The 22108-nt window shown below is 72.0% G+C and carries 21 protein-coding genes and 2 tRNA genes; 6 read left to right on the forward strand and 17 right to left on the reverse strand.

Annotation, left to right across the window (positions count from 1 at the left end):
• Window positions 1-96: 96 nt before the first annotated feature.
• Window positions 97-1593, reverse strand: a complete 1497-nt coding sequence (locus IE295_RS10920) for a catalase (RefSeq protein WP_372478817.1) — start codon at window positions 1591-1593, stop codon at window positions 97-99.
• 153 nt (window positions 1594-1746) lie between these two features.
• Here IE295_RS10920 and IE295_RS10925 point away from each other — a divergent pair, with 153 nt between their 5' ends.
• Window positions 1747-2163, forward strand: a complete 417-nt coding sequence (locus tag IE295_RS10925; protein ID WP_190063352.1) for a Fur family transcriptional regulator — start codon at window positions 1747-1749, stop codon at window positions 2161-2163.
• Between the two features lie 86 nt (window positions 2164-2249).
• On the opposite strand, the gene IE295_RS10930 is transcribed toward IE295_RS10925, so the two are convergent.
• From IE295_RS10930 to IE295_RS10945, 4 genes are all read right to left on the reverse strand, one after another.
• Window positions 2250-2323: transfer RNA gene (locus IE295_RS10930), tRNA-Met, on the reverse strand.
• A gap of 77 nt (window positions 2324-2400) precedes the next feature.
• A complete protein-coding gene (locus IE295_RS10935) occupies window positions 2401-4341 on the reverse strand; it encodes a tetratricopeptide repeat protein (protein ID WP_190063353.1) in 1941 nt (646 codons plus the stop codon).
• Window positions 4342-4590: 249 nt separating this feature from the next.
• Window positions 4591-4664 (reverse strand) — tRNA-Met (locus IE295_RS10940).
• A 42-nt stretch (window positions 4665-4706) separates the two neighbouring features.
• Window positions 4707-7589 (reverse strand): UPF0182 family membrane protein, encoded by a 2883-nt coding sequence (locus IE295_RS10945; protein WP_190063484.1) that lies wholly within the window; start codon window positions 7587-7589, stop codon window positions 4707-4709.
• Window positions 7590-7769: 180 nt separating this feature from the next.
• Between IE295_RS10945 and IE295_RS10950 the strand changes: the two genes are divergently transcribed.
• Window positions 7770-8360: a PPA1309 family protein gene (locus tag IE295_RS10950; protein ID WP_224323046.1), complete on the forward strand. Its 591-nt coding sequence runs from the start codon at window positions 7770-7772 to the stop codon at window positions 8358-8360.
• Window positions 8361-8388: 28 nt separating this feature from the next.
• Here the strand turns inward: IE295_RS10950 and IE295_RS10955 are convergent, their stop codons facing one another.
• The 4 genes from IE295_RS10955 to IE295_RS10965 form a co-directional block, all read right to left on the reverse strand.
• Window positions 8389-9477 (reverse strand): YlbL family protein, encoded by a 1089-nt coding sequence (locus IE295_RS10955; RefSeq protein ID WP_190063354.1) that lies wholly within the window; start codon window positions 9475-9477, stop codon window positions 8389-8391.
• Window positions 9478-9551: 74 nt separating this feature from the next.
• On the reverse strand, window positions 9552-9725 hold the full coding sequence (locus IE295_RS33400; RefSeq protein ID WP_179198745.1) for a hypothetical protein: 174 nt from the start codon (window positions 9723-9725) through the stop codon (window positions 9552-9554).
• A 273-nt stretch (window positions 9726-9998) separates the two neighbouring features.
• On the reverse strand, window positions 9999-10463 hold the full coding sequence (locus IE295_RS10960) for a molybdenum cofactor biosynthesis protein MoaE (RefSeq protein WP_190063355.1): 465 nt from the start codon (window positions 10461-10463) through the stop codon (window positions 9999-10001).
• Between the two features lie 69 nt (window positions 10464-10532).
• Window positions 10533-11672: an SDR family oxidoreductase gene (locus tag IE295_RS10965; protein ID WP_190063356.1), complete on the reverse strand. Its 1140-nt coding sequence runs from the start codon at window positions 11670-11672 to the stop codon at window positions 10533-10535.
• Between the two features lie 203 nt (window positions 11673-11875).
• Between IE295_RS10965 and IE295_RS10970 the strand changes: the two genes are divergently transcribed.
• On the forward strand, window positions 11876-13336 hold the full coding sequence (locus IE295_RS10970; RefSeq protein WP_190063357.1) for a zinc-dependent metalloprotease: 1461 nt from the start codon (window positions 11876-11878) through the stop codon (window positions 13334-13336).
• Window positions 13333-13854 (forward strand): NUDIX hydrolase, encoded by a 522-nt coding sequence (locus IE295_RS10975; protein ID WP_190063358.1) that lies wholly within the window; start codon window positions 13333-13335, stop codon window positions 13852-13854. The genes IE295_RS10970 and IE295_RS10975 overlap by 4 nt, the downstream gene beginning before the upstream one ends.
• A 61-nt stretch (window positions 13855-13915) precedes the next feature.
• On the opposite strand, the gene IE295_RS10980 is transcribed toward IE295_RS10975, so the two are convergent.
• The 4 genes from IE295_RS10980 to IE295_RS10995 all read right to left on the reverse strand — a co-directional run bounded on the left by IE295_RS10980 (window position 13916) and on the right by IE295_RS10995 (window position 17789).
• Complete coding sequence (locus IE295_RS10980; RefSeq protein ID WP_190063359.1) at window positions 13916-14674, reverse strand: AIM24 family protein; 759 nt, start codon at window positions 14672-14674, stop codon at window positions 13916-13918.
• 16 nt (window positions 14675-14690) lie between these two features.
• Window positions 14691-15374 carry an AIM24 family protein gene (locus tag IE295_RS10985; protein ID WP_190063360.1) on the reverse strand — a complete coding sequence of 228 codons (684 nt, stop codon included), beginning with the start codon at window positions 15372-15374 and terminating at the stop codon, window positions 14691-14693.
• Between the two features lie 11 nt (window positions 15375-15385).
• On the reverse strand, window positions 15386-17098 hold the full coding sequence (locus IE295_RS10990; RefSeq protein WP_190063361.1) for a TerD family protein: 1713 nt from the start codon (window positions 17096-17098) through the stop codon (window positions 15386-15388).
• A gap of 94 nt (window positions 17099-17192) precedes the next feature.
• Complete coding sequence (locus IE295_RS10995; protein WP_190063362.1) at window positions 17193-17789, reverse strand: M48 metallopeptidase family protein; 597 nt, start codon at window positions 17787-17789, stop codon at window positions 17193-17195.
• A gap of 181 nt (window positions 17790-17970) precedes the next feature.
• On the opposite strand from IE295_RS10995, the gene IE295_RS11000 reads away from it, so the two are divergent.
• Both IE295_RS11000 and IE295_RS11005 read left to right on the forward strand, forming a co-directional pair.
• A complete protein-coding gene (locus IE295_RS11000) occupies window positions 17971-19158 on the forward strand; it encodes a TOMM precursor leader peptide-binding protein (RefSeq protein ID WP_224323045.1) in 1188 nt (395 codons plus the stop codon).
• 50 nt (window positions 19159-19208) lie between these two features.
• Window positions 19209-20573 (forward strand): ABC1 kinase family protein, encoded by a 1365-nt coding sequence (locus IE295_RS11005; protein ID WP_190063363.1) that lies wholly within the window; start codon window positions 19209-19211, stop codon window positions 20571-20573.
• 18 nt (window positions 20574-20591) lie between these two features.
• On the opposite strand, the gene IE295_RS11010 is transcribed toward IE295_RS11005, so the two are convergent.
• From IE295_RS11010 to IE295_RS11025, 4 genes are all read right to left on the reverse strand, one after another.
• On the reverse strand, window positions 20592-20789 hold the full coding sequence (locus IE295_RS11010) for a hypothetical protein (RefSeq protein ID WP_372478811.1): 198 nt from the start codon (window positions 20787-20789) through the stop codon (window positions 20592-20594).
• 116 nt (window positions 20790-20905) lie between these two features.
• Complete coding sequence (locus IE295_RS11015) at window positions 20906-21223, reverse strand: putative WhiB-interacting protein (protein WP_190063364.1); 318 nt, start codon at window positions 21221-21223, stop codon at window positions 20906-20908.
• The gene (locus IE295_RS11020; RefSeq protein WP_190063488.1) at window positions 21220-21591 is read right to left on the reverse strand and encodes a WhiB family transcriptional regulator; all 372 of its coding nucleotides are present in this window, start codon (window positions 21589-21591) and stop codon (window positions 21220-21222) included. Before IE295_RS11020 ends, IE295_RS11015 begins: the two co-directional genes overlap by 4 nt.
• 129 nt (window positions 21592-21720) lie before the next feature.
• Window positions 21721-22014 carry a hypothetical protein gene (locus IE295_RS11025; protein WP_190063365.1) on the reverse strand — a complete coding sequence of 98 codons (294 nt, stop codon included), beginning with the start codon at window positions 22012-22014 and terminating at the stop codon, window positions 21721-21723.
• Between the last annotated feature and the right edge of the window lie 94 nt (window positions 22015-22108).

Below are 22108 nucleotides of genomic sequence, written 5' to 3' on the forward strand. Positions count from 1 at the left end.
CGCGCCGGCCGTCCGGGCGTGAGGGAAGGCCGGAGAGGCCGGAGCCCTTTGGCGTCCGGCCTCTCCGGTTTGTACGGCAAGCGTCCAGTTGGCCTATCAGCCGCGCAGGGCCTGGACCGCGGCTTCGAGCCGCTTGCCGTAGTCGGTGTCCGCTTGGCGGAAGTTGTTGACCGCCCGCTCGACGATGTCGTCGCGCGAGACCTTGGCGATGAAGCCCGCCAGGTTGGCGATCAGGCGCTCCCTCTCCTCCTCCGACATCAGCCGGTAGAGGTTGCCCGCCTGGACGAAGTCGTTGTCCTCGGCGTGCGAAGGAGCCTCGGTGTTGCCCGTCGCCCCGGTGACCGCGAGCGGCTGCCACAGCGGGCGGCCGGTCTCGACGGGCCCGCCGAAGCTGTTGGGCTCGTAGTTCTTGGAGCGGCCGTGGCGGCCGTCGTAGGCGTAGCCGTCGCGGCTGTTGGTGCGGGCCACGGTGGCGTGCGGGCGGTTCACCGGCAGGTGGTCGGCGTTGATGCCGACGCGGTAGCGGTGGGCGTCGCCGTAGGCGAAGAGCCGGCCCTGCAGCATCTTGTCGGGGGACGGGCCGATGCCCGGCACGAAGTGCGCCGGCGAGAAGATCGACTGCTCGACCTCGGCGAAGACGTTGTCGGGGTTGCGGTTGAGCTCCAGCTTGCCGATCTCGATCGGCGGGTAGTCCTCGTGCGGCCACACCTTGGTGAGGTCGAACGGGTTGAAGCGGTAGTTCGCCGCCTCGTCCGCCGGCATGATCTGCACCTGCACGGTCCAGGTCGGGAAGTCACCGCGCTCGATGGCCTCGCGCAGGTCGCGGTGGTGGCTGTCGGGGTCCATGCCGGAGACCCGCACGGCCTCGTCGGTGGTGAGGTTCTTGATGCCCTGGTCGGTCTTGAAGTGGTACTTGACCCAGAAGACCTCGCCGGCCTCGTTGCTCCACTGGTAGGTGTGGGAGCCGTAGCCGTTCATGTGGCGGTACGAGGCGGGGATGCCGCGGTCGCCGAACAGCCAGGTCACCTGGTGGGTGGACTCGGGCGACAGGCCCCAGAAGTCCCAGACGTTGTCCGCCTCCTGCGAGCCGGTGTACGGGTCGCGCTTCTGGGTGTGGATGAAGTCGGGGAACTTGATGGCGTCCTTGATGAAGAACACCGGGGTGTTGTTGCCGACGAGGTCGTAGTTGCCCTCTTCGGTGTAGAACTTCAGCGCGAAGCCGCGGGGGTCGCGGACCGCGTCGGCGGAGCCGAGGTTCCCGGCGACGGTGGAGAAGCGCAGGAACGTTTCGGTCTGCTTGCCGACCTGGGAGAGGAACGCCGCCCGGGTCCAGCGGCTGACATCGGCGGTCACCGTGAAGGTGCCGTAGGCGCCCGCACCGCGGGCGTGCACGACGCGCTCCGGGATCCGCTCGCGGTTGAAGTGCGCGAGCTTCTCCAGCAGCAGCTGGTCCTGCACCAGGACCGGACCGCCGAGCCCGGCCGTCTCGCTGTTCTGGTTGTCCGCGACCGGAGCTCCGGACTCCGTGGTCAGCGGGCCCGTCGTGGTTGCCGCCTCGCCGTTCGCCGTGGTCACGTGCGCCTCCGTCGTCAGATGTCTGTGCCAGGCCCAAGCCCCTGGCCTCGACCGAGATCGATCCTACATTGGACTCTGTCTAAGTCAAGATGCGAACCATAGAAATACGCATTCCATGGGTGGACAGGGCCCGCTGCTACGCTGGTCCTATCTGACTGATAGGTGAATGGCATGAGTGACCTGCTGGAACGACTCCGGGGACGCGGCTGGCGGCTGACCGCGCAGCGACGCGTCGTCGCCGAAGTGCTCGACGGGGACCACGTGCACTACACCGCCGACGAAGTCCACGCCAAGGCGGCCGACCTGCTGCCGGAGATCTCGCGCGCGACGGTGTACAACACGCTGGGCGAGCTCGTCTCGCTGGGCGAGGTCCTCGAGGTGTGCACGGACGGCCGCGCCAAGCGCTACGACCCCAACGCGCACCACGCCCATCAGCACCTGGTGTGCTCCCGCTGCGGGACCATCCGCGACGTCCACCCCGCCGGCGACCTGGTGGCCAACCTCCCGGCCGAGGAGCGCTTCGGCTTCCAGGTGTCCGCGGTCGACGTGACCTTCCGGGGGATCTGCCCCGACTGCGCCGCCGCGTGAGGCACGGCGCCCCGGCCCGGGGCGCGCCCGGAACCACGGGAACGACGAAGACCCGGATCCTTGGAGGATCCGGGTCTTCGTGTCAGTAGCGGGGACAGGATTTGAACCTGCGACCTCTGGGTTATGAGCCCAGCGAGCTACCGAGCTGCTCCACCCCGCGTCGGTAGTGCCACTTTAACCCGTCCGTGACTCCCCAGGCAAATGTCGTGACATCCGGCCTTGCTCCGCGGGCCCCCGCTACGCCGTGAGCTCCTGCTGCAGCGCGTCGCGCAGCCGCGCGGCCCGCTCGGCGACCTCCGCCGGGCCCAGCTCGACCGCCTGCGCGCACCACAGCCGTCCCTCGGCCAGATCGCCGCGGCGCGCCGCCAGCAGCGCCAGGCGCAGCGCGGCCCGGCCGTGCCCGGCCTCGGCGGCCCGCGCCCACCACAGCGCCGCCTCCTGCTCGCTGCCCTCGCGGGCCAGCAGCAGCCCGAGGTTGAAGGCGCCGTTGCGGCTGCCGGCCTGGGCGGCCGCGCGGTACCAGTGGGCGGCCGCGACCACGTCGCCCCGCTCGGCGACCAGCATGCCCAGGCGCACCTGGGCCCGCCGGTGGCCCTGCCGGGCGGCCCGCTCGTACCACTCCTCGCAGCCGGGGCGGCTCTCGTCGTCGCGGTCGAGCAGCGCGCCCAGCCGGAAGGCGGCCTCGGCGCTGCCGCCGCGCACGGCGACGCGCAGGTGGTGCTCGGCCGCCTCGGCGTCCTCGGCGCCGCCGTCGCGCAGCAGCGCCATCGCGACCTGCAGGGCCGCGTCCGTGTGCCCGGCGGCGGCGGCGCGCTCGTACCACTGGAAGGCCAGCTGCTCCTCGTCGCGCCCGGCGTAGAGGATGCCCAGGTTGAAGGCGGCGTCGACGCTGCCGGCCTCGGCGGCCTTGGAGAACCACGGCTCGGCGCCGGCGGAGTCGCCGCCCTGCAGCAGCAGGACGGCCAGCGCGTTGGCGGCCTCCTTGTGCCCGGCGTAGGCGGCGCGGCGGTACCACTGCTCGGCCTGGGCGGTGCGGCCCTGCTCGGCGCAGAGCAGGCCGAGGTTGTAGGCGCCGTTGATGTCGCCGGCGTCCAGGGCCGCGCGGTACCAGCGCTCGGCCTGCTGGGACTCGCCGCGGTCGGCGTGCAGGGCGCCCAGGGCGTTGGCGGCGTTGCCGTCGCCCTCCTGGGCGGCCCTCCGCCACCAGACGGCGGCGCTGTCGGTGTCCCCGGCGTCGCGCAGCAGGAAGCCGAGGGCGCAGGCGGCGCGCGGCTCGCCGTCCTTGGCGGAGGTCAGGTACCAGCGCGCGGCCTCCTGGGTCTCGCCCCGGGCCTCGAGCAGGGTGCCCAGGTGGAGGGCCGCGCGGCGGTGGCCGCGGGCCGCGGCCTGGCGGTACCACTGCTCGGCCTCGCCCGCCGGGCCGTCCTGGCGGCGGCCGTTGGCGGCCGCGGCCCGCAGCTCGCGCACCGAGGTGTCGGGGCCTCCGGAGGCCTGCCGGGCGGCGACGGGACCGAGGGCCTCGGCGAGGCCCTCGGACAGGGACGACGCCTTGGGCGCCCGGCCGTCGAGTATCCGGGCCAGGCGGTACGCGGCCTCGCGGTGGCCGCGCTCGGCGGCGCTGCGGAACCACCGCTCGGCGCCCACGTCGCTGCGGTGCTCCAGCAGGTCGGCGAGGGCGTACGCGCCGAGGGCGTGGCCGGATTCGGCGGACTGGCGCAGCCAGTACTCGGCGGCGGGCTCGTCGCCGCGCTCGCGGTGGTAGCGGCCGAGGGCGTGCGCGGCGGGGGCGGAGCCGGCCACGGCGGCGACCCGCCACCAGCTCGCGGCCTCGTCGGCGTAGCCGCGCTGGTGCAGCAGCACGCCGAGGTTGTTGGCGGCGGAGCGGTCGCCCTCGGCGGTCGCGGCGCGCAGGTGGCGCTCGGCGCCGTCGAGGTCGCCGCGGCGCAGCAGCAGCGCCCCGAGCATGCTCAGGGAGGCGGGGTCACCGGACTCGGCGGCACGGCGGCGGGCTGTCTCGAGCTCCAGGTCTGCCGCGTCGGTGGCACAGTCGGCGTCGGGGGAGCCCTCCCCCGGTCCGTACGACGACGGGTCCTGGTCGTCCTGATCGCTCCCGTCACCGGGAGCCGCTACAAGCCGACGTGTTTCCAACAGCCTCGCCTTGTCCCCCATAAGTCCCATCGTCGCACTCCCGCAACCTGCGTACACCTGGAATACCGCAGCCAGTGAGGTCACTTCAGCGTTTTGTCGACTTCCCGACTTCCCGACACGGCGGTGCTCCAAACTCTAATCAAAGGCCCCGCACATAACCCGCACAGACCACGCGTGCCGGGCGGCGGACGCATGTTCTGCCGCCCCGTCGCGGGCCTCGTCGGCTCCCGGGTACACGACAAGGCCCGGAGTCCGAGAACTCCGGGCCTTGTCTTTGAGTAGCGGGGACAGGATTTGAACCTGCGACCTCTGGGTTATGAGCCCAGCGAGCTACCGAGCTGCTCCACCCCGCGCCGTTGTGGAACAACCGTACCACGGCGCGGGGCGGGCCCCGGCTAGCTGCCGGGCTTGGTGCCCTCGCCGCCGGTCTTGGCCTCGGCCTTGGCCACCCGGTCCAGCGCCTCCTTCAGCTCCTTCTGGGCCTTGCCGTAGGCCGCCCAGTCCTTGCTGTCGAGCGCCTTCTGGCTCGCCTCGTACGCGTCCAGGGCGTCCTTGACGGCCTGCTTGACCGTCGCGTCCTGGGCCGGCGGCTTGGTGGGCTCGCCGGACGGCGGCTGGGTGCCGGTGTCCGGGCCCTTCTCGCCGAAGATCTCGTTCAGGGCCTCGTCGAGGGTGTCCTTGAACGCGATCTTCTCGCCGTAGTTGACCAGGACCTTCTTGAGCAGCGGGTAATTCGAGCCCGTGCCGCGCATGTAGACCGGCTCGACGTACAGCAGGCCGCCCGCCAGCGGAACGGTCAGCAGATTGCCGTACTCGACCTTGGAATCGCCCCTCTTCCAGATATTGATCTGGTCGGCGACGCGGGTGTCTCCGTTGAACTTGCTCTGGGCCTGTTCCGGACCCCAGACCGTGGTCTCGGAAGGCAGTTTGAGAATTCTGATGCTGCCGTATCCCGCGCTCTTGGCATCGGCGTCGACGGCCATGAAGGCGCCGAGGTTCGGCCGGTTCTTGGGCGTGAAGGTCGTCGTCAGCGAGAAGGTCTGCTTCTGCTGGTCCGGCATCTTCATGCTCAGGTAGTACGGCGGTACCGCGTTGCCCTCTTCGTTGGTCGGGTCGTCCGGCACCTGCCAGCGCTCGCTGCCGGTGTAGAACGTGCCCGGGTCGGTGACGTGGTAACGGGTGAGCAGTTCGCGCTGGACCTTGAACAGGTCCTGCGGGTAGCGAAGATGGTCCATCAGCGCGGGGCTGATGCTGCTCTTCGCCTTCACCGTGCCGGGGAAGGCCTTCATCCAGGTCTTGAGCACCGGGTCCTTGGTGTCCCACTGGTACAGCTTGACCGTGCCGTCGAAGGCGTCGACCGTCGCCTTCACGGAGTTGCGGATGTAGTTGACCTGGTTCTGCTGGGCGACGACCGCGCGCTGGCCGGTGGTCAGCGAGTCGGCCGTGGTGTCACCGAGGGTGGTGCGCGAGGCGTACGGGTAGCCGTTGCTCGTGGTGTAGGCGTCCACGATCCACTGGATGCGCCCGTCGACCACGGCCGGATAGGCGTCGCCGTCGATGGTCAGCCACGGAGCGACCGATTCGACGCGCTCCTTGGGGGTGCGGTTGTACAGAATCCGCGAGCCCTCGCCGATGGCGCCGGAATAGAGGATCTGCGGCTCGCCGAAGGCCACCGCATAAGCCGCGCGGTTGACCGGGTTGGAGAGGTTGACGCCGCTCTTGCCCTTGTAGCTGTAGCTCGTCTCGCCCTGGTCGCTGGGGTGGTCGAGCTCCTTCTGCGGACCGCCCACGATCGAATACTGGGTGGTCTTCTCACCGTAGTAGACACGCTGTTCGTAGCGGCCGAGCATGCCCTCGGTCGGCAGCTTCTTCTCGGTGAAGTCCGGGGCACCGGCCTTGTCGGTGGAGGTGCCCTTCGCCGTAATGGCGCCGTACCCGTGGGTGTACTTGAAGTGGTCGTTGATCCAATTGTGCTCGGGGATGCCCTTGAGGTTCAGCTCGCGCAGACCGATGACCGTGTCCTGCTCCTTGCCGTCCGCCTTGTAGCGGTCGACGTCCAGGGTGGAGGGGAACTGGTAGTACCCGCGGACCTGCTGCTCCTGCTGGAAGGCCGGAGAGACGACGTTCGGGTCGAGCAGGCGCAGGCTGGCCGTGGCGTTGGCGTCGGCGCGCAGCTTCTCCTTGTCCTTGCCCTTCAGGTCGCTCGTGCCCGCGTAGTCCTTCACCTTCGAGCCGTCGATGCCGTACGCCTCGCGGGTCGCCGCGATGTTCTTCTTGATGTACGGCGCCTCCTTGGCCTGCTCGTTCGGCTGGACCTGGAACTTCTGCACGATCGCCGGGTAGAGCCCGCCGATCAGCACCGCCGAGAGGACCATCAGGCCGAAGCCGATCACCGGCAGCTGCCAGGTGCGCCGCCAGAGCGTCGCGAAGAACAGCACGGCGCAGATCAGCGCGATGATGAAGAGGATGGTCTTGGCCGGCAGGTAGGCGTTGGCGTCGACGTAGCGCAGGCCCGTCCAGCCGTCGGCCGACCGCAGCCCGCTGGACTTCACCGCGAGGCCGTACCGGTCGAGCCAGTAGGCGACGGCCTTGAGCGTGACGAAGACGCCCAGGAGGACCGACAGATGGCCCGTGGCGGCCTTGGTGGCCCGCCCGCCGGGGCTGGTCAGCCGCAGCCCGCCGTACAGGTAGTGCACGAGGGCGGCGGCGATCAGCGACAGGATCGTCGCCGCGAAGCCGAAGCTCAGCAGGAAGCGGTACCAGGGCAGGTCGAAGGTGTAGAACGAGATGTCCTTGTGGAACTGCGGGTCCGTCCGGCCGAAGGGGACGGCGTTGACCCACTGCAGCCACGTGCGCCACTGCCCGGCGGCCGAGGCGCCGGCGACGAGCCCGACGAGCGCGGTGACCGCCAGCAGCACCCACTTCTTGTACGGGGCGACGCTCATCCGGTAGCGGTCGAGGCTCTGCTGCTCCATCGACATCGCGCTCAGCGGCGGCCGCAGCTTGTGGGCGAGCCAGATGTTGATCCCCACCGCCACGGCCATCAGCAGGCCGAAGACGGCGAACAGGCCGATCTTGGTGCCGAGGGTGGTGGTGAAGACCGAGGAATAGTCCACCGAGCGGTACCAGAGCCAGTCCGTCCAGAACCCGGCGAACATGACGAAGAGCATGGCGAGCACCGCCAGCACGCCCAAGGTCATCAGCAGGGTCCGGACACGCCGGGACGGTCGGCCGACTCTGATCCGTGGCCCGGACGGGCCTCCGCCGCGGTCCGGCATCTGGAAAGCCAAGGTGCGCACCTCGAAGTTCGCTGTTGATGAAGCTGTGGGTCGTGCTGGGGTGGTACTGCGGGTTTGTGCTGCAGATGAGGCCCACGTGATGGTAGGACCCACTGTGGCAACTTACCGAGGCTTTACTCGGTTCCCGTTTTCGGGCTCTCTCAGGGCACGATATTGACCATGTCCAGCAATACCGGTTCGAACCTTCCCGGCTCCCACGAGCCCAGCACGCCCATGGCGGCCAGTCCGCTGACCCGCGCCGTCCTCGAGATCGACGACTACGCGTCGACTCTCGGCTGGGACCAGCCCGCCCGCCTCTTCGCCCTGGTCGACACGGCCCGGCTCCGCACCCAGGAGCCCGGCCTGGCCGCCCAGCTCGGCCTCGACGACGACGCCGCCGCCCAGGCCGCGTCGTCCTACACCCCCATCGAACAGGAGGAGCTGCCGGCCGGCACCGCCCTCGACAAGTTCCTCGGCACGATCGCCTGGCCGGAGGCCGTGGTGGGGTGCGCCCTGACCGTGGAGCGGCTGATGCTCCCGCCGTCCGCCGAGGGGTCCGTGCCCCACGGCATGAGCGACAAGCAGCTCGCCGCGTGGGTCGCCAAGCACCCGGACCGCCAGGAGGTCCGGATGACGGTGGCCGTGCTGCGCGACGGCGCCCGCGAGTCGGCCGTGCGGCTGCGCGAGAAGGACTCGCCGACCGAGGTCCTCACCGGCGCCGACCTGGTGCCCGGCCTGGCGGACGCCCTGGCGGCGACGTTCGAGGACTGACCCCACGCGACCCTGGAGGGGGGCGTGGCTAGCGTGCCGAGCACTGCGGCAGGCCGGCCGCGTCCCCCTTGCGGATCTTCTCCAGGGACTGCAGGGCGTCCTTGATCGTGTCGACCTTCACCAGGGTGAGGCCCGAGGGGGCGTCCTTGGCCGCGGCCGCGCAGTTGTCCTTGGGCGTCAGGAAATAGCGCGCGCCCTTCGCGCGCGCCCCGACCGTCTTCATCTGCACGCCGCCGATCGGCCCGACCTTGCCGGTGTCGTCGATGGTGCCCGTGCCCGCGACGAACTTCCCGCCGGTCAGGTCCTCCGGGGTGAGCTTGTCGACTATCCCGAGGGCGAACATCAGGCCCGCGCTCGGCCCGCCGACGTCCGCCAGCTTGATGTTGATCGTGAACGGGAAGGTGTGGTCCCGGCCGGCCTGGATGCCGACGATCGCCCGGCCGTCCTCGGGGGCCTTGCCGGTGACGAGGGTGACCGTGTCCTCGGTCCTGGGCTGCCGCTTCTCCTTCTCCGCCGCGGCCGCCTCCTTGGCCGGGACGACCAGGAACGTGACCTTCTGGCCCGGCTTGTGCCGGGTGACCAGCTTGGCCACGTCGCCGTGCTCCTTGACCGCCGTGCCGTCCACGGCCTTGATCACGTCGCCGGCGTGCAGGGCGCCCTCGGCGGGGCTGCCCTTGACGACGGAGGAGACGACCACGCGCGTGCCGACGGGGATGTCCAGCTGCTTCAGCGCGGCGACCTTGGCGCTCTCCTGGGACTGCGTGAACTCCTCCGCCGTCTCCTGGTTGAGCTCGTCCGGGGACTTGTCGTCCGGGTAGAGCGTGGTGTGCGGAACGACCAGGTTGTCGTGCGCGATCCAGCCGTAGACCGCCTCGACCAGATTCATCCGGTACTGCGAGCCGGTCACGCGGACCGTCGTCATGTTGAGGTGGCCGGAGGTGGGATAGGTCTTGTGCCCGGAGATCTGCAGCACCGGCTCGCCGCCGTGCTCACCGAGCGTGTTGACCGTCGGCCCCGGGGACATCTCCGAGTAGGGCACGGGGATCAGCACGCCCGCGCACAGCAGCGCGATCAGCATCAGGAGGGAGGCGAGCATCGTCGCGGTGCGGCGGGGCATGGAACGACAGTACGGGACGGGTCCGACAGTCCACTCCCGGGGCGGTCCGTCCGGGGCAGATACGGGACGCTCCGCTAGCTCGCCGAGCCGGAACCGGACTCGGTCCGCTCCATCGCCTCACGGAACCTGGCATACCCCGCCAGTTCCGCGACGTCTCCAGCCTTCCGGTTCCGGGCCGCCCAGCTTCCCCACAGGGCTGCGGCAACCGCCGCGGCAACCGGAATCAGCAACCACGCGAGCGCCGCCATGCCGGCCTCCGACCCCTTACGCAACCGCACTGACCGATGAGAACAATCATGAGAACAACTGATGAGCAGATTAGTCGTCTTCGGTCTCAACGCTTACGTCAGGGGGACGGTTACGCAACCGGGAGCGGCCCATAAGTGGACGGTTTCGGACAGCCGGGTGTCACCGTTCACCCCGCCGGCTCCTCGAAGCCTTCCGGGCGCTCCGGGGCGTTACGCCCCCACCCTCCCCCAGCTACCGCTGGGAGGTGCCCCCAGGCTTCCTGCTCGACGGCGCTAAGCGCCGACCCACTCCTCTGACCCGTCGGCGAAGGTCTGGTGCTTCCAGATCGGCACCTCGAGCTTGAGGTCGTCGATCAGCCTGCGGCACGCCTCGAACGCCTCTGCCCGGTGCGGGCAGGAGACGGCCACGACGACCGCCAGGTCGCCGACGGCCAGCTCGCCCACGCGGTGCACGGCGGCCAGGGCCCGTACCGGGAAGTCCGCCGCCACCTTCTCCGCGACCCGGCGCAGCTCCGCCTCGGCGCTGGGGTGGGCGGAGTAGCCGAGGGCGGTGACGTCCGCGCCGCCGTCGTGGTCGCGCACCGTGCCGACGAAGAGGGCGGTGCCGCCCGCGGCGTCGTCGCCGACCGCCGCGAAGACCTCGTCCAGGGACAGCGGGGTGTCCCTGACCGCGAGGAGGCGTACCGGGTCCTGGGCGGCGCGCTCGCCGGGGTGGTCGTAGCTGCTCATGTGCCCCATCGTGCCGCACGGCGGCGGGCGCGGGACATGGCGGTCCGGCCAGGGCCGCCCGGGGCGCTCCGTACGGTCCTACAGGCGCCGGCGGGCCTTGCGGGCCCTGCGGACCAGGGCGGCGGTGCCGAGCAGGGCGACGGTCGCGCCCGCGGCGCCGGCGGCGGTGGCGTCCTTGCGGCCCAGGCGGCGGCCCGCGACCGTGTGCCGGCCGGCGACCTCCTCCAGCAGCTCGGCGAGGACCTCCTCGTTGGTCCAGCGGGGCCGCCAGCCCGCGTCGTGCAGCCGGTGGCCGCTGACGACCCACGGGTGCATCGTGTATTCCAGGTCGCCCGCCGGGGACGGGGTCAGCCCCAGGCGGTGCAGCCGGGAGGCCGCGCCCAGCGCGACGGCCGAGGGCAGCTCCATGCGCCGGATGCCGGTGAGCTCCTCGACCTCTTCCTGCTCCAGCCATCCGTCGCAGCCGACGGCCAGCTCCCCCTCCGCCTTCTCCAGGGCGGCGAACTCCAGCGCGCTCACCAGGTCCTCCACGTGGCAGAACTGCCAGGTGGGCCGGGATCCGGCGACCACCAGGAGGCGGGGCGACTCGAAGTAGCGGGTCAGAGCGGTGTCGGTGCCGCCGACCAGGACGGCGGGCCGCAGCACGGTCACGTTCAGGCCGGGGTGCGCCCGGGGCGCACGCCTGGCCAGCCGCTCTATCTCGAGCAGGTCGCCGACGCCGGTGGCCTCGGCGGTCGCCCGCAGCTCCGCGTCCTCGGCGAGCGGCACGTCGTTGTCGGGGTGAGCGCCGTAGACCATGGCCGAGGTGCACAGCACCACCCGGTGCACGCCCGCGGCCGCGGCGGCGGTCAGCACGGTCTGGGTGCCGCGGACGTTGTACGCCGTGCGCGCCGCCGCGTCGGTCTCCAGGTCGAGGTCGAGCGCGAGGTGGACCACCACGTCGGCGCCGCGCAGCTTCTCGGCGATCGCCGGGTCGCGCACGTCCAGCACGTGCCACTGGGCCTCGGTGACGTCGCCACGGCGTTCGTCGATGGCCACGACGTGCTTGATCTCCTCGGACGCGGCGAGCCGCCGCGTGAGCAGCGCCCCGACGCCGCGCGCGGCACCGGTGACGGCCACGACGGGTCGCCGGCCGCGCACGGCAGGGCCGTGCGGGGTCGTGGTCTCGCGCGCGGAACCGTTTCGCGCTGCGCGAACTTCTCGGTCGGGGGAACTCACCGGGCGTCTCCAGCGGTTGTCTTCAGTACGTATGTGCCATCACCGTTGTCATGACACGTACGTACCAGGTGACGTCCATCCTGCCGCAGGCCCCGGGCGCGTGGAGCACCAAGCCCGGATAGCGGCGAGGTGTCTACGCTTGGTGGTGTTGTCGGGCATTCGCCGCCGGTCCACGCCGGCGGCCCTACGAGCCGAGGAAACCCGTGAGTGACACCCCATTCGGATTCGGTCTTCCGCCGGAGGAGCCGGAGAACGGCGACGACGGCAAGAAGAAGGGCGGTGGCCAGGGCGGCCAGGGGCCTGCGAATCCGTTCGGGTTCGGCGGGCCCGCCGGCGGTGGGGACAACCCCTTCGCCGCGATGTTCGGGTCCATGAACCCGGGCGACCTCGGCGCCGCCTTCCAGCAGCTCGGGCAGATGCTCTCGTACGAGGGCGGCCCGGTGAACTGGGACATGGCCAAGCAGATCGCCCGCCAGACGGTCGCGCAGGGCACCGCCGACGGCACGAAGGACGCCAGCGTCACCTCCGGCGAGCGGGCGGCGGTCGAGGAGGCCGTGCGCCTGGCCGACCTGTGGCTGGACGGCGTGACGTCGCTGCCCTCGGGCTCCGGCACCGCCGTCGCCTGGAGCCGCGCGGAGTGGGTCGAGGCGACCCTGCCGGTGTGGAAGGACCTCGTCGACCCGGTCGCGGAGCGCGTCGGGGCGGCCATGAGCGGCGTGCTGCCCGAGGAGATGCAGGCCATGGCGGGCCCGCTGCTCGGCATGATGCGCAGCATGGGCGGCGCGATGTTCGGCACCCAGATCGGCCAGGCCGTGGGCGTGCTGGCGGGCGAGGTGGTCGGTTCCACCGACATCGGCCTGCCGCTGGGCCCGGCCGGCAAGGCCGCGCTGCTGCCGGTGAACATCGAGACGTTCGGCTCCGGCCTGGGCGTTCCGCAGGACGAGGTGCGGCTGTACCTGGCCCTGCGCGAGGCCGCCCACCAGCGCCTCTTCGCACACGTGCCGTGGCTGCGCTCGCATCTGTTCGGTGCCGTCGAGGGCTACGCCCGCGGCATCAAGGTCGACACGGCCAAGCTGGAGGACGTGGTCGGCCAGCTCGACCCCACGCACCCGGAGCAGCTGCAGGACGCTCTGCAGCAGGGCATGTTCCAGCCGGAGGACACCCCGGAGCAGAAGGCCGCCCTGGCCCGCCTGGAGACCGCTCTCGCCCTCGTCGAGGGCTGGGTGGACGCCGTCGTGCACGCGGCGGCCGCGCCGCACCTGCCGTCGGCCGGGGCCCTGCGCGAGACGCTGCGCCGGCGCCGCGCCTCGGGCGGTCCGGCCGAGCAGACGTTCGCCACGCTGATCGGCCTCGAGCTGCGGCCCCGCCGCCTGCGGGACGCCTCCCGGCTGTGGGCCTCGCTGACGGACGCGCGGGGCGTGGAGGGGCGCGACGACCTCTGGGAGCACCCGGACATGCTGCCGACGGCCGCCGACCTGGACGACCCGGACGGCTTCGTCCACCGCGAGCAGCTGGACTTCTCCGAGCTCGACAAGATGCTGGGCGAGGCGGCGAAGGGCTCCGCGGGCGCCCAGGGGGCCGAGGGCCCGAAGGGCACCGACGGCACGAAGGGCACCGGGCCGGGCGCTTCGGACGAATCCGGCGAAGGTGACGACAAGAAGTGAGCCTCCACGAGAACGCGGTCCTCGTCCTGAAGGAGTACGAGGACCAGCAGGAGCTGCGCGCGCTCTACCTGGATCATCTGGCCGCCCACCCGGACGGCATGTGGAAGCCCTGTGAGGCCGGACACGTGACGGCCAGCGCGCTGGTGATCGACCCCGCGCGCGGCCGGGTCCTGCTCACCCTGCACCGCAAGCTGCGGATGTGGCTGCAGATGGGCGGCCACTGCGAGCCCGGCGACGCCACGCTCGAGGCGGCGGCCCTGCGGGAGGCCACCGAGGAGTCCGGGATCGCCGGCCTGACGCTGCTGCCGGGCGGCCCGGTGCGCCTGGACCGGCACCCGATCCCGGCGCCCTGCAACTGGCACCTGGACGTGCAGTACGCCGCCCTGGTGCCGGACGGCGCCGTGGAGGCCATCAGCGACGAGTCGCTGGACCTGCGCTGGTTCCCCTACGCCGAGGTGGCCGACGTCGCGGACGAGTCGGTCGCCCGGCTGGTGCAGCGGACGCTCGCGCGCCTGTAGCAAGCGCTCGGGTAAGGGGCGGTCACCGTGGTGACCGCCCCTTACCTGTGACCTGTGACGCTCAGTTCGACCAGATGTTGCCCTGGTTCTGCCCCCGGGCGCCCTGCTGGCCGAAGCCGTACTGGGCGGCGACTCCCTGGCCGATCTGCGCGCCCTGCGGCGGCAGCATCTCGCTGGGCTGCACGAGCGCGTACCCCTGGCCGAGGAAGCTGAGCTCCCATCCCTCGCCCGTGCCGCCGCGGCGCCGCCACACGCCCGAGGAGGACGTCTGCGCCTGCATCTGCACGCGCAGCGACGAGGACCAGGCGACGACGGCGTCCGCGTCGGCGAACGCGTACTTCTCCGGCGTGACCTGGAGCATCAGCGGCTGCCCGGAGGTCATCAGCGCGACCTTGCCCCGCCCGCTGATGGTGAGCTGGTACGCGCCGGTGCCGGAGATCCCGAACTGGCTGTCCACCGCGACCGCCTCCCAGTGCAGGGTGGAGTCCAGCGCCAGCACGTAGGAGCTGTCGACGGTCAGGCCCTCGTGGTCCACGTCCACGACGTGGACGTGCTGGGCGAGGTTGGCGAGGTAGACGGTGCCCTGCCCGGAGCAGCGCATCAGGTCCAGGCCCTCGCCGGTGCGCGCCTGGGCGTGCTGCTGGCCCTGCGTGCGGTACTCCGGGTCGAACTCGATCAGGCCCTGGTAGGCCACCATCGAGCCCTTGCGGGCGAGGACGTCCTCGTGGCCGGTGAGGGCCACGCGCAGCATCTGGGGGTTCTGCAGGGCGTAGCGGTCCTGCGTCTGGGCCTCGGTGAAGCCGAAAAGCGGGCTCTGCATGGTCTCCTCGTCCCCCTCAGCCCCGGGCCCGGAGCCGGTCGGTGCTGTCCTCGCTGGGCTGTACGACCACGAATCCCTGGCCGGAGAAGCCCAGTTGGTACGCCTCGCCGCTGCCGCGGCCGATCATCGAGGAAGCCTTGAAGCTGCGCTTCCCCTTCATCCGCAGGTTGGTGGACCAGGCGACGAGCGCGTCGGGGTCCACATAGGTCTCGTCCTCGCCGCCGCCGCAGTCCACGACGATGGGCGTGCCGCGCGAGGTCAGCGCGACCCAGCCGCTGCCGCTGACCACGACGTTGAACAGACCCTGCCCGGCGAACTTCGCCATGCCCTTGACCCGCTCCACGCCCCACTGCAGGTGCGCGTCGAAGGCCAGCAGGTTGGTGCCGTTGACGGAGACCGACTCGCCGTTGAGGTTGAGGCAGACGACGTCGGCGCCGTAGTCGGCGAGGTAGAGCAGCCCGTCGCCGCTGCACTTCATCAGCGGGGTGCCCTCGCCGGTGAGCCACTGGGAGGCCATCTGGCGGATGGCGGGGGCGTTCGGCTCGTACTGGATGAATCCCTCGTAGGCGACCATCGAGCCGGTGCGGGCGAACAGGTCGTGGCCGCTTTGCATCGCCACCTTGAGCATGCTGCTGCCGTGGTTCTCCATGCGGGCGGCGGGCGGGGTCGGGGCGTGGCCCGCGATCAGTGACTGGTCCATGACGGGCTCCCTCAGACCTCGTAGGGCTGGACGACGATGAAGTTGCCGGGCGCGCCGCGGAACTGGAGGTTCACGGCCTCTCCGCTGTGGCCCGGGTAGGAGGTGCGGCGCAGCCGCACCTGGCTGGAGACGATCACCTGGGACGCGGCGGACCAGGCGACGATGGCGTTGCTGTCGGCGAAGGTGGTCGGGGTGACCGGCAGCACCACGGGGGTGCCGTGCGTCTTGACGACGACGGTGCCCGTGCCGTGGAACTGCATGGTGAACAGCGCGCCGCCGGGGATGCCGTGCCCCTCGATGCGGCGGACCTCGTGGTGCAGCGACTCGTCGAAGGCGAGCACCGCGTCGGCGGAGACGCAGATCGCGTCGTTCTCCAGCTGGATGGGGTGCACGTGCGAGGAGTCGTCGGCGAGGAAGACCTGGCCGCGGCCGGTGCAGCGCATCAGCTGCATCTCCTGGCCGGTGGCGTTGCCGACGATGCGCCCCATGAAGCCGGCGCCCTTGTAGCTGAAGTCGACCTTGCCCTGGTACAGGACCATGCTGCCCTGCCGGGCGAGCACCGGCTGCGGGTCGGCGCCGAGGTCGACGCGGACGAGCTTGGGGTTCTGCAGGGTCCAGCGCTGCCCGTTGGGGGCCTCGCGGTACCGCTCGAACGCCGCCTGGACGCCGGGCGCGGCAGGCGCGACGGGCCCGCCGCCCTGCGGGGGCATGCCGGGCGCGGGTGCGCCGTACGGGGCCTGGTGGGGCTGCTGCGCCGGGTAGGGCTGGGCGGGCACGGCGGGCTGGCCGTAGGGCTGCTGGGCCGGGAACGCCTGGGTGGGCGCGCCGGGCTGGGCGTACGGGGCGGGCTGCCCGGGAACGCCGGGCTGGCCCGGGGCGCCGGGCGGGCCGGGCGGGGGCGGGACGACGCCGCCGGGCGGCGTCTGGCCGCCGGAGAAGTAGCCGGGGGGTGCGATGGGCGCCGCCATGGTGGCGGCCGCGTGCACCTGGGGGGCGGGCGGGGCCACCGGGGGCGGGGTGCTGCCGGGCGGGGGCGGGAAGCCCTGCGCGGGCGGCGGCGTCGGGGCCTGGGGGGCGGGCGGTGCCTGGGCGGGCTGCGGGGCGGCGGGCGGCGCGAAGGCCGGGGGCGCGCTCGCCTGCTGCGGGGGCGCGAAGGCGGGGGCCGCGCCCTGCTCGGGCGCCGGGGGCGCCTCCTCTTCCAGCACCTCGCCGCCGAAGTGCTTCAGCAGCGCCTCCAGGCCGCCGTCGAAGCCCTGGCCCACGGCGGCGAACCGCCAGACGTCCTTGAGGTAGAAGTCGCCGAGCATCACCGCGCGCTCGGTGCTGAACTCCGCGCCCGTGAAGGAGTAGCGGGCCACCTCGACGCCGCCCGCGACGATGCGGAGGTAGCCCGGGCCGGTCTGCGACATCTGTCCGGCGCCGTCGAGGGTGGCGGTGAAGCTGAGCCGGTTGATGTGCGCCGGGACCCGGTCGAGGGTGACCCGGAAGGAGTCCGTGTCCCCGGCCTGCGCCCCGAGCTGCTGGATGGCGCCTTCCGGCGACTGCGGCTGGTTGAAGAAGACGAAGTACCGGTCGTCGGAGAGCCGCTCCCGGGCGTCCAGCCCGAAGCAGCTGATGTCGAAGGTCAGGCCGGAGCCGCCGATCTGCACTCCCACGTACAGATCGGTCCCGGCCGTCAGGTCACTGATCTTGGCCTTGTGGCCGCGCTGGAATTCCCTGGACATGCGTGACGACCGTCCCCCATCCGAACCTGCAGTGAAATGCGTTGCGCCAGGCTAACGGCTGAGGCGGGCGGGGAGTGCCTCCGGGGAGGTCCGCTCACTCGCTCCGGGCGGCAGGGAGGTGGGGCAGCCGGTCCGCGGCCACCACTCCCTCGAGGTAGCCCCGGGCCCGCTCGGTGCGCGGGTACGACTCCAGCAGCCGCCAGAACTCCGGTCCGTGACCGGGGACCAGCAGATGCGCCAGCTCGTGCAGCAGCACGTAGTCCACCACGTACTCGGGCATGCCCTGCAGGCGGTGCGAGAGGCGGATGCTGCCCTCGGCGGGGGTGCACGAGCCCCAGCGGGTGTTCTGGTTGGTGACCCAGCGGACCGAGGCGGGGCGCGCCCGGCCGTTCAGGTACTGCTCGGAGAGGCGGCGGGCCCGCTCGGCCAGCTCGCCGTCGCCGAGCATGCGCCGGCTCTCCTGCGCCGCGAGCTTGTCGAGCATCACGCGGACCCAGCGCTTCTCCTCCGCCTCCGACATCCGGGCCGGAATGAGGACGACGGTCCGGTCCCCCTCGCGGTAGGCGGAGACCGTCCTGCGGCGGCGCGTGCTCCGCCGGACCTCGACGGCGCCGGTCTCCTGCCCTCCCGCGAGCGGGCTCGGGGCACTGCGCGGTGGGCGTGCGGCACTGTGCAGAGGGTCGACGGGCACGGGCCCGACGTTACCCGCTGGCGGTGCGTGAAGTCCCGCCCCTCGGGTCGCTTGTCGGGTCGCTTGTCGGGGAAACGCCGACTTCGGCGCAGGCTTGTACGACAATCACCCCGCACCTGTGGACAACGTCACGCGGGGACCGGGCGGGACGGGCATGCTGAAGGCCGACCGAGGGGGACACATGCCGACGCAGCCCGTACGCACCTCACCGCCTGGACACACGGTTCCGGACTCCGCGCATCCGATGGTCAAGCCCGCGCTGCGCCGGGCCTGGCGCAACCGCGAGATGGTGCAGTTCGGCACCGCTCCCGCGCACGCGGTGCTCCTGGGGCCGGTGGACACCGCGACGGGCAGCTTCCTGGGCCTGCTCGACGGGACGCGCGGCATGCCCCTGCTCCGCGAGGAGGCCACCGGCTTCGGGCTGCCGGACGGCCGGGCGGACGCGCTGGTGGAGCGGCTGGCGGCGGCCGGGCTGCTGGACGATCCGCGCGCGGGCGGGGAGGCGGCGGCCGCGCTGCGCGCCCGGGGCGGTTCGCTGGAGCGGCTGCGGCCGGACCTGGCCTCGCTGTCGGTGCTCCATCCGGAGCCGGGGGCCGCGATGCGGCTGATGGCGGCGCGGCAGGCGGTGCGGGTGCAGGTGCGGGGCGCCGGACGGGTGGGGGCGGCCGTCGCGTCGCTGCTGGCGGCCTCGGGAGTGGGACGGGTCGACGTCCTGGACGGGGGCCGGGTCGAGCCCTGGGACGTGGCGCCCGGCGGGGTGGGGGCCGAGCGGACCGGCGAGCGGCGGGACGCCGCCGCCCGGCAGGCGGTGCGTCAGGCCGCGCCCCTGCCCCGGCCGAGGGCGAGAGCCGGTGGCACGGGCAGCGACGACGGCTCCCCGCCGTCCCTGGTGGTGTTCGCGCCCCGCGACGGCCTCGCGGCCTACGCGCCGGACGTCCCGGCGTCCCAGGAGCTCGTCTCCTCCGGGACCCCGCACCTGTACGCGGGAGTCCTGGAGGCCACGGGCGTGGTGGGGCCGCTGGTGCTGCCGGGAGAGTCGGCGTGCGCGGGCTGCGTCGAGAGGGAACGGGCCGAGCGGGATCCGGCCTGGCCCCGGATGCTCGCCCAGTGGCGATCCGGCCGCGGCCCGGGGGTACCGTCTTGCGACATGGCACTGGCCACGGTCGTGGCGGGGCTGACCGTGGCGAGGGCGCTGGCCTTTCTCGACGGTGGGTCCACGTCGGGCGCGGGGGAACGGCTGGAGCTGGCCCTGCCGGGGCCCTCCTGGTCCTCCCTGCCCGTGGAGCCGCATCCGCGGTGCCCGTGCGGCGCGGCGGACTCCGGGCGACCGGAGCACGCCGGGTCCGCGCGGTCCCGCACGGGACAATGACCCGGTAACCGCCGTCCGCGGCGTGGCTGTTCAGCTAGTTGGAGGGGCGCATGTCTGATCTACCCCGCAAGGCGGTCACCCGTACCGCCAAGTTGGCCGCGCTGCCCTTGGGGTTCGCGGGGCGCACGGCGCTCGGGCTGGGGAAGCGCATCGGCGGACGGCCGGCGGAGATCATCGCCGCGGAGCTGCAGCAACGCACCGCCGAGCAGCTCTTCGCGACCCTCGGCCAGCTCAAGGGAGGTGCCATGAAGCTCGGTCAGGCACTGTCCGTCTTCGAATCGGCCCTGCCCGAGCAGGTCGCCGGCCCCTACCGGGCCGCGCTGACGAAGCTTCAGGAGGCGGCGCCGCCGATGCCGACGAAGTCGGTGCACGCGGCGCTCGCCCAGCGGCTGGGGCCGAACTGGCGGGAGCTGTTCGAGGAGTTCGAGGACCGGCCGGCGGCCGCAGCGTCGATCGGGCAGGTCCACCGGGCCGTCTGGCACGACGGGCGCGAGGTCGCGGTCAAGGTCCAGTACCCGGGGGCGGGTGAGGCGCTGCTCTCCGATCTGACGCAGCTGGGGCGGTTCGCCAAGCTGCTGGGTCCGCTGGTGCCCGGGATGGACATCAAGCCGCTGATCACCGAGCTGCGCGACCGGGTGTCCGAGGAGCTGGACTACGAGCTGGAGGCGCGGGCCCAGGCCGCGCACGCACGGGAGTTCACCGGTGACGCCGATGTGACCGTGCCGGACGTGGTGCACCGGAGCGACCAGGTGCTGGTGACGGAGTGGCTGGAGGGGGTGCCGCTGTCCGAGGTGATCACCAGCGGCACCCAGGAGCAGCGGGACCGGGCCGGGCAGTTGCTGGCGCGCTTCCTCTTCTCGGGCGCGGCCCGCACGGGGCTGCTCCACGCCGATCCGCACCCCGGCAACTTCCGGCTGCTGACCGGGGACGCCCCCGACGGGCCGCCGGAGAAGTGGCGCCTGGGGGTGCTGGACTTCGGCACGGTCGACCGGCTTCCGCAGGGGCTGCCCGTGGAGATCGGGACGGCGCTGCGGCTGACCCTGGACGGCGAGGCGGACGCGGTTCACGAACTGCTGCGCGATGAGGGCTTCGTCAAGCCGGAGATCGAGCTGGACCCCGGGGCGGTGCTGGACTATCTGCTGCCGATCATCGAGCCGGCCCAGGTGGCGGAGTTCACCTTCACCCGGGACTGGATGCGCGCACAGGCGACCCGGATCGCCGATCCCCGCTCCCCCGCGTACCAGCTGGCCCGGCAGCTCAATCTGCCTCCGGCGTACCTGCTGATCCACCGGGTGACGATGAGCACCATAGGGGTGCTGTGCCAGCTGGGTGCCACGGTGCGGCTGCGTGAGGAGATGGAGGCGTGGGTGCCCGGGTTCGCGGCGGAGAGCCGGAGCCAGGACACCCCCGCCTGAGGGCGCCGGGGCGCCCGCTCACCACCAGGAGGAGTCGAGTCTGCCCTCGATCGATCTGAGGTTGGCGCGGGAGCAGTCGTCGCAGAAGTACCGGCGGCTGCCGTTCTCGACGGAGCAGATCCAGGTCGGGGGCGGCGTGCCCCCGGGGGCCTCGGTGCCGCAGCGAGCACAGGCGATGGGCTCGGGGGTCTCGGTGGCCTCAGGGTTCAACTGCACTGGCTTATGCGTCTTCCGGTCCACTCCCAGACGATATCCCCGGGAGCGGGCCGGGCGCGGGTGACGCACCCGAACGTGGCGCGGGGGCGGTCCGTTCGGCCCGGCCCCGCGGCGGTTCACTGCATGACGGCCATGGCCAGGGCGCGGCGGGCGCGCAGCGAGGCGCGCTCGGCGCGGCGCTGCATGCGGCGGGCGGCGACCAGCCGCACGGCGGTCCGTTGGGACTCGGCCTCCCTCCGGAGCTCTTGCATATGGGCCCGGGCCAGGGCTTCTGGGATGAGTTGCATTTCGAGGTTCCTGTTCTGCCGCGACTCGGTCGCGGAGGTGTGACGGGGGGTGTGGGAGCCGAATGGCTCGGACGGGTGCCGCATGATCGGGGCCTGCTTCGTGGGGTCGTACGTGGTGGGGCGGTCGATGGTGCCGGCGGTGCTCATGCGGTGACCGGGTTCTTGCGCGGGCGACCACGCGGACGCTTGCGGGCCACGACCACGCCCTGGACGAAGAGCTCGCCGCCCCAGACGCCCCACGGCTCGCGGCGGTCCATGGCGCCGGCCAGGCAGGCCGCGCGCAGCGGACAGGTCTGGCAGAGCGACTTGGCGTACTCCACGTCGGCCGGGGACTCGGCGAAGAAGACCTCGGGGTCATAGCTGCGGCAGGGCACGGAGCCACCCAGGTTCTCGATGGCGTCATCGAGGTCGGTGAGGGTGGTCAGTGACGTGAGGGGGGTCAAGGTGTCCTCCGTGGGGACAGGCGGCGGGATCAGGTCGGTCGCTACTGACGGGGTGTGCGCCTTGAGTTGCACGGTGTTCATTTCCTCGTCTGTTGTTCCGGCTGGTGGCCGGGCTGGTTTCCCCGGGCTTGGGGGCAAACAAAAGGGCCGCGGATCCCGGTGTGGGTTCCGCGGCCCTGGAAGGTGCCGACCTGATCGCGATCAGGCTGGATCTCTCCAGGGTTTGAGCCCACGGAAGGCCCACGTCTTGGGAAGGTGGTGCTGCGGTGCGTTCGGGGATCCGGCGCCATTGGCCACGGCGGCGACGGCATAGGCCTGGGCCTGTGCCACCGCTGCTGCCTTTACCTCGGACGCCTTGGTCGGTCGCTGTTCCAGCAGGGCCGGAGCGGCGCCGGACAGACCGGTGCCCTGGAACATGCCGAAGGAGGAGCCGAGCATGGCGGCGGAGCCGATACGGCGATCGGTCATTTTGTTGCTGGCGATAAAGCTGATCATTTTCTCCGCCTCCTCTCGGCGTCTCGGGGACCGGTCGAAACCGGTCCTGGTCTTCGGTTCAGTACAGCACGGATCCAACGAATCCCGGTAGTAC

Source organism: Streptomyces griseocarneus (genome assembly GCF_014655595.1).
GTDB lineage: Bacteria > Actinomycetota > Actinomycetes > Streptomycetales > Streptomycetaceae > Streptomyces > Streptomyces griseocarneus.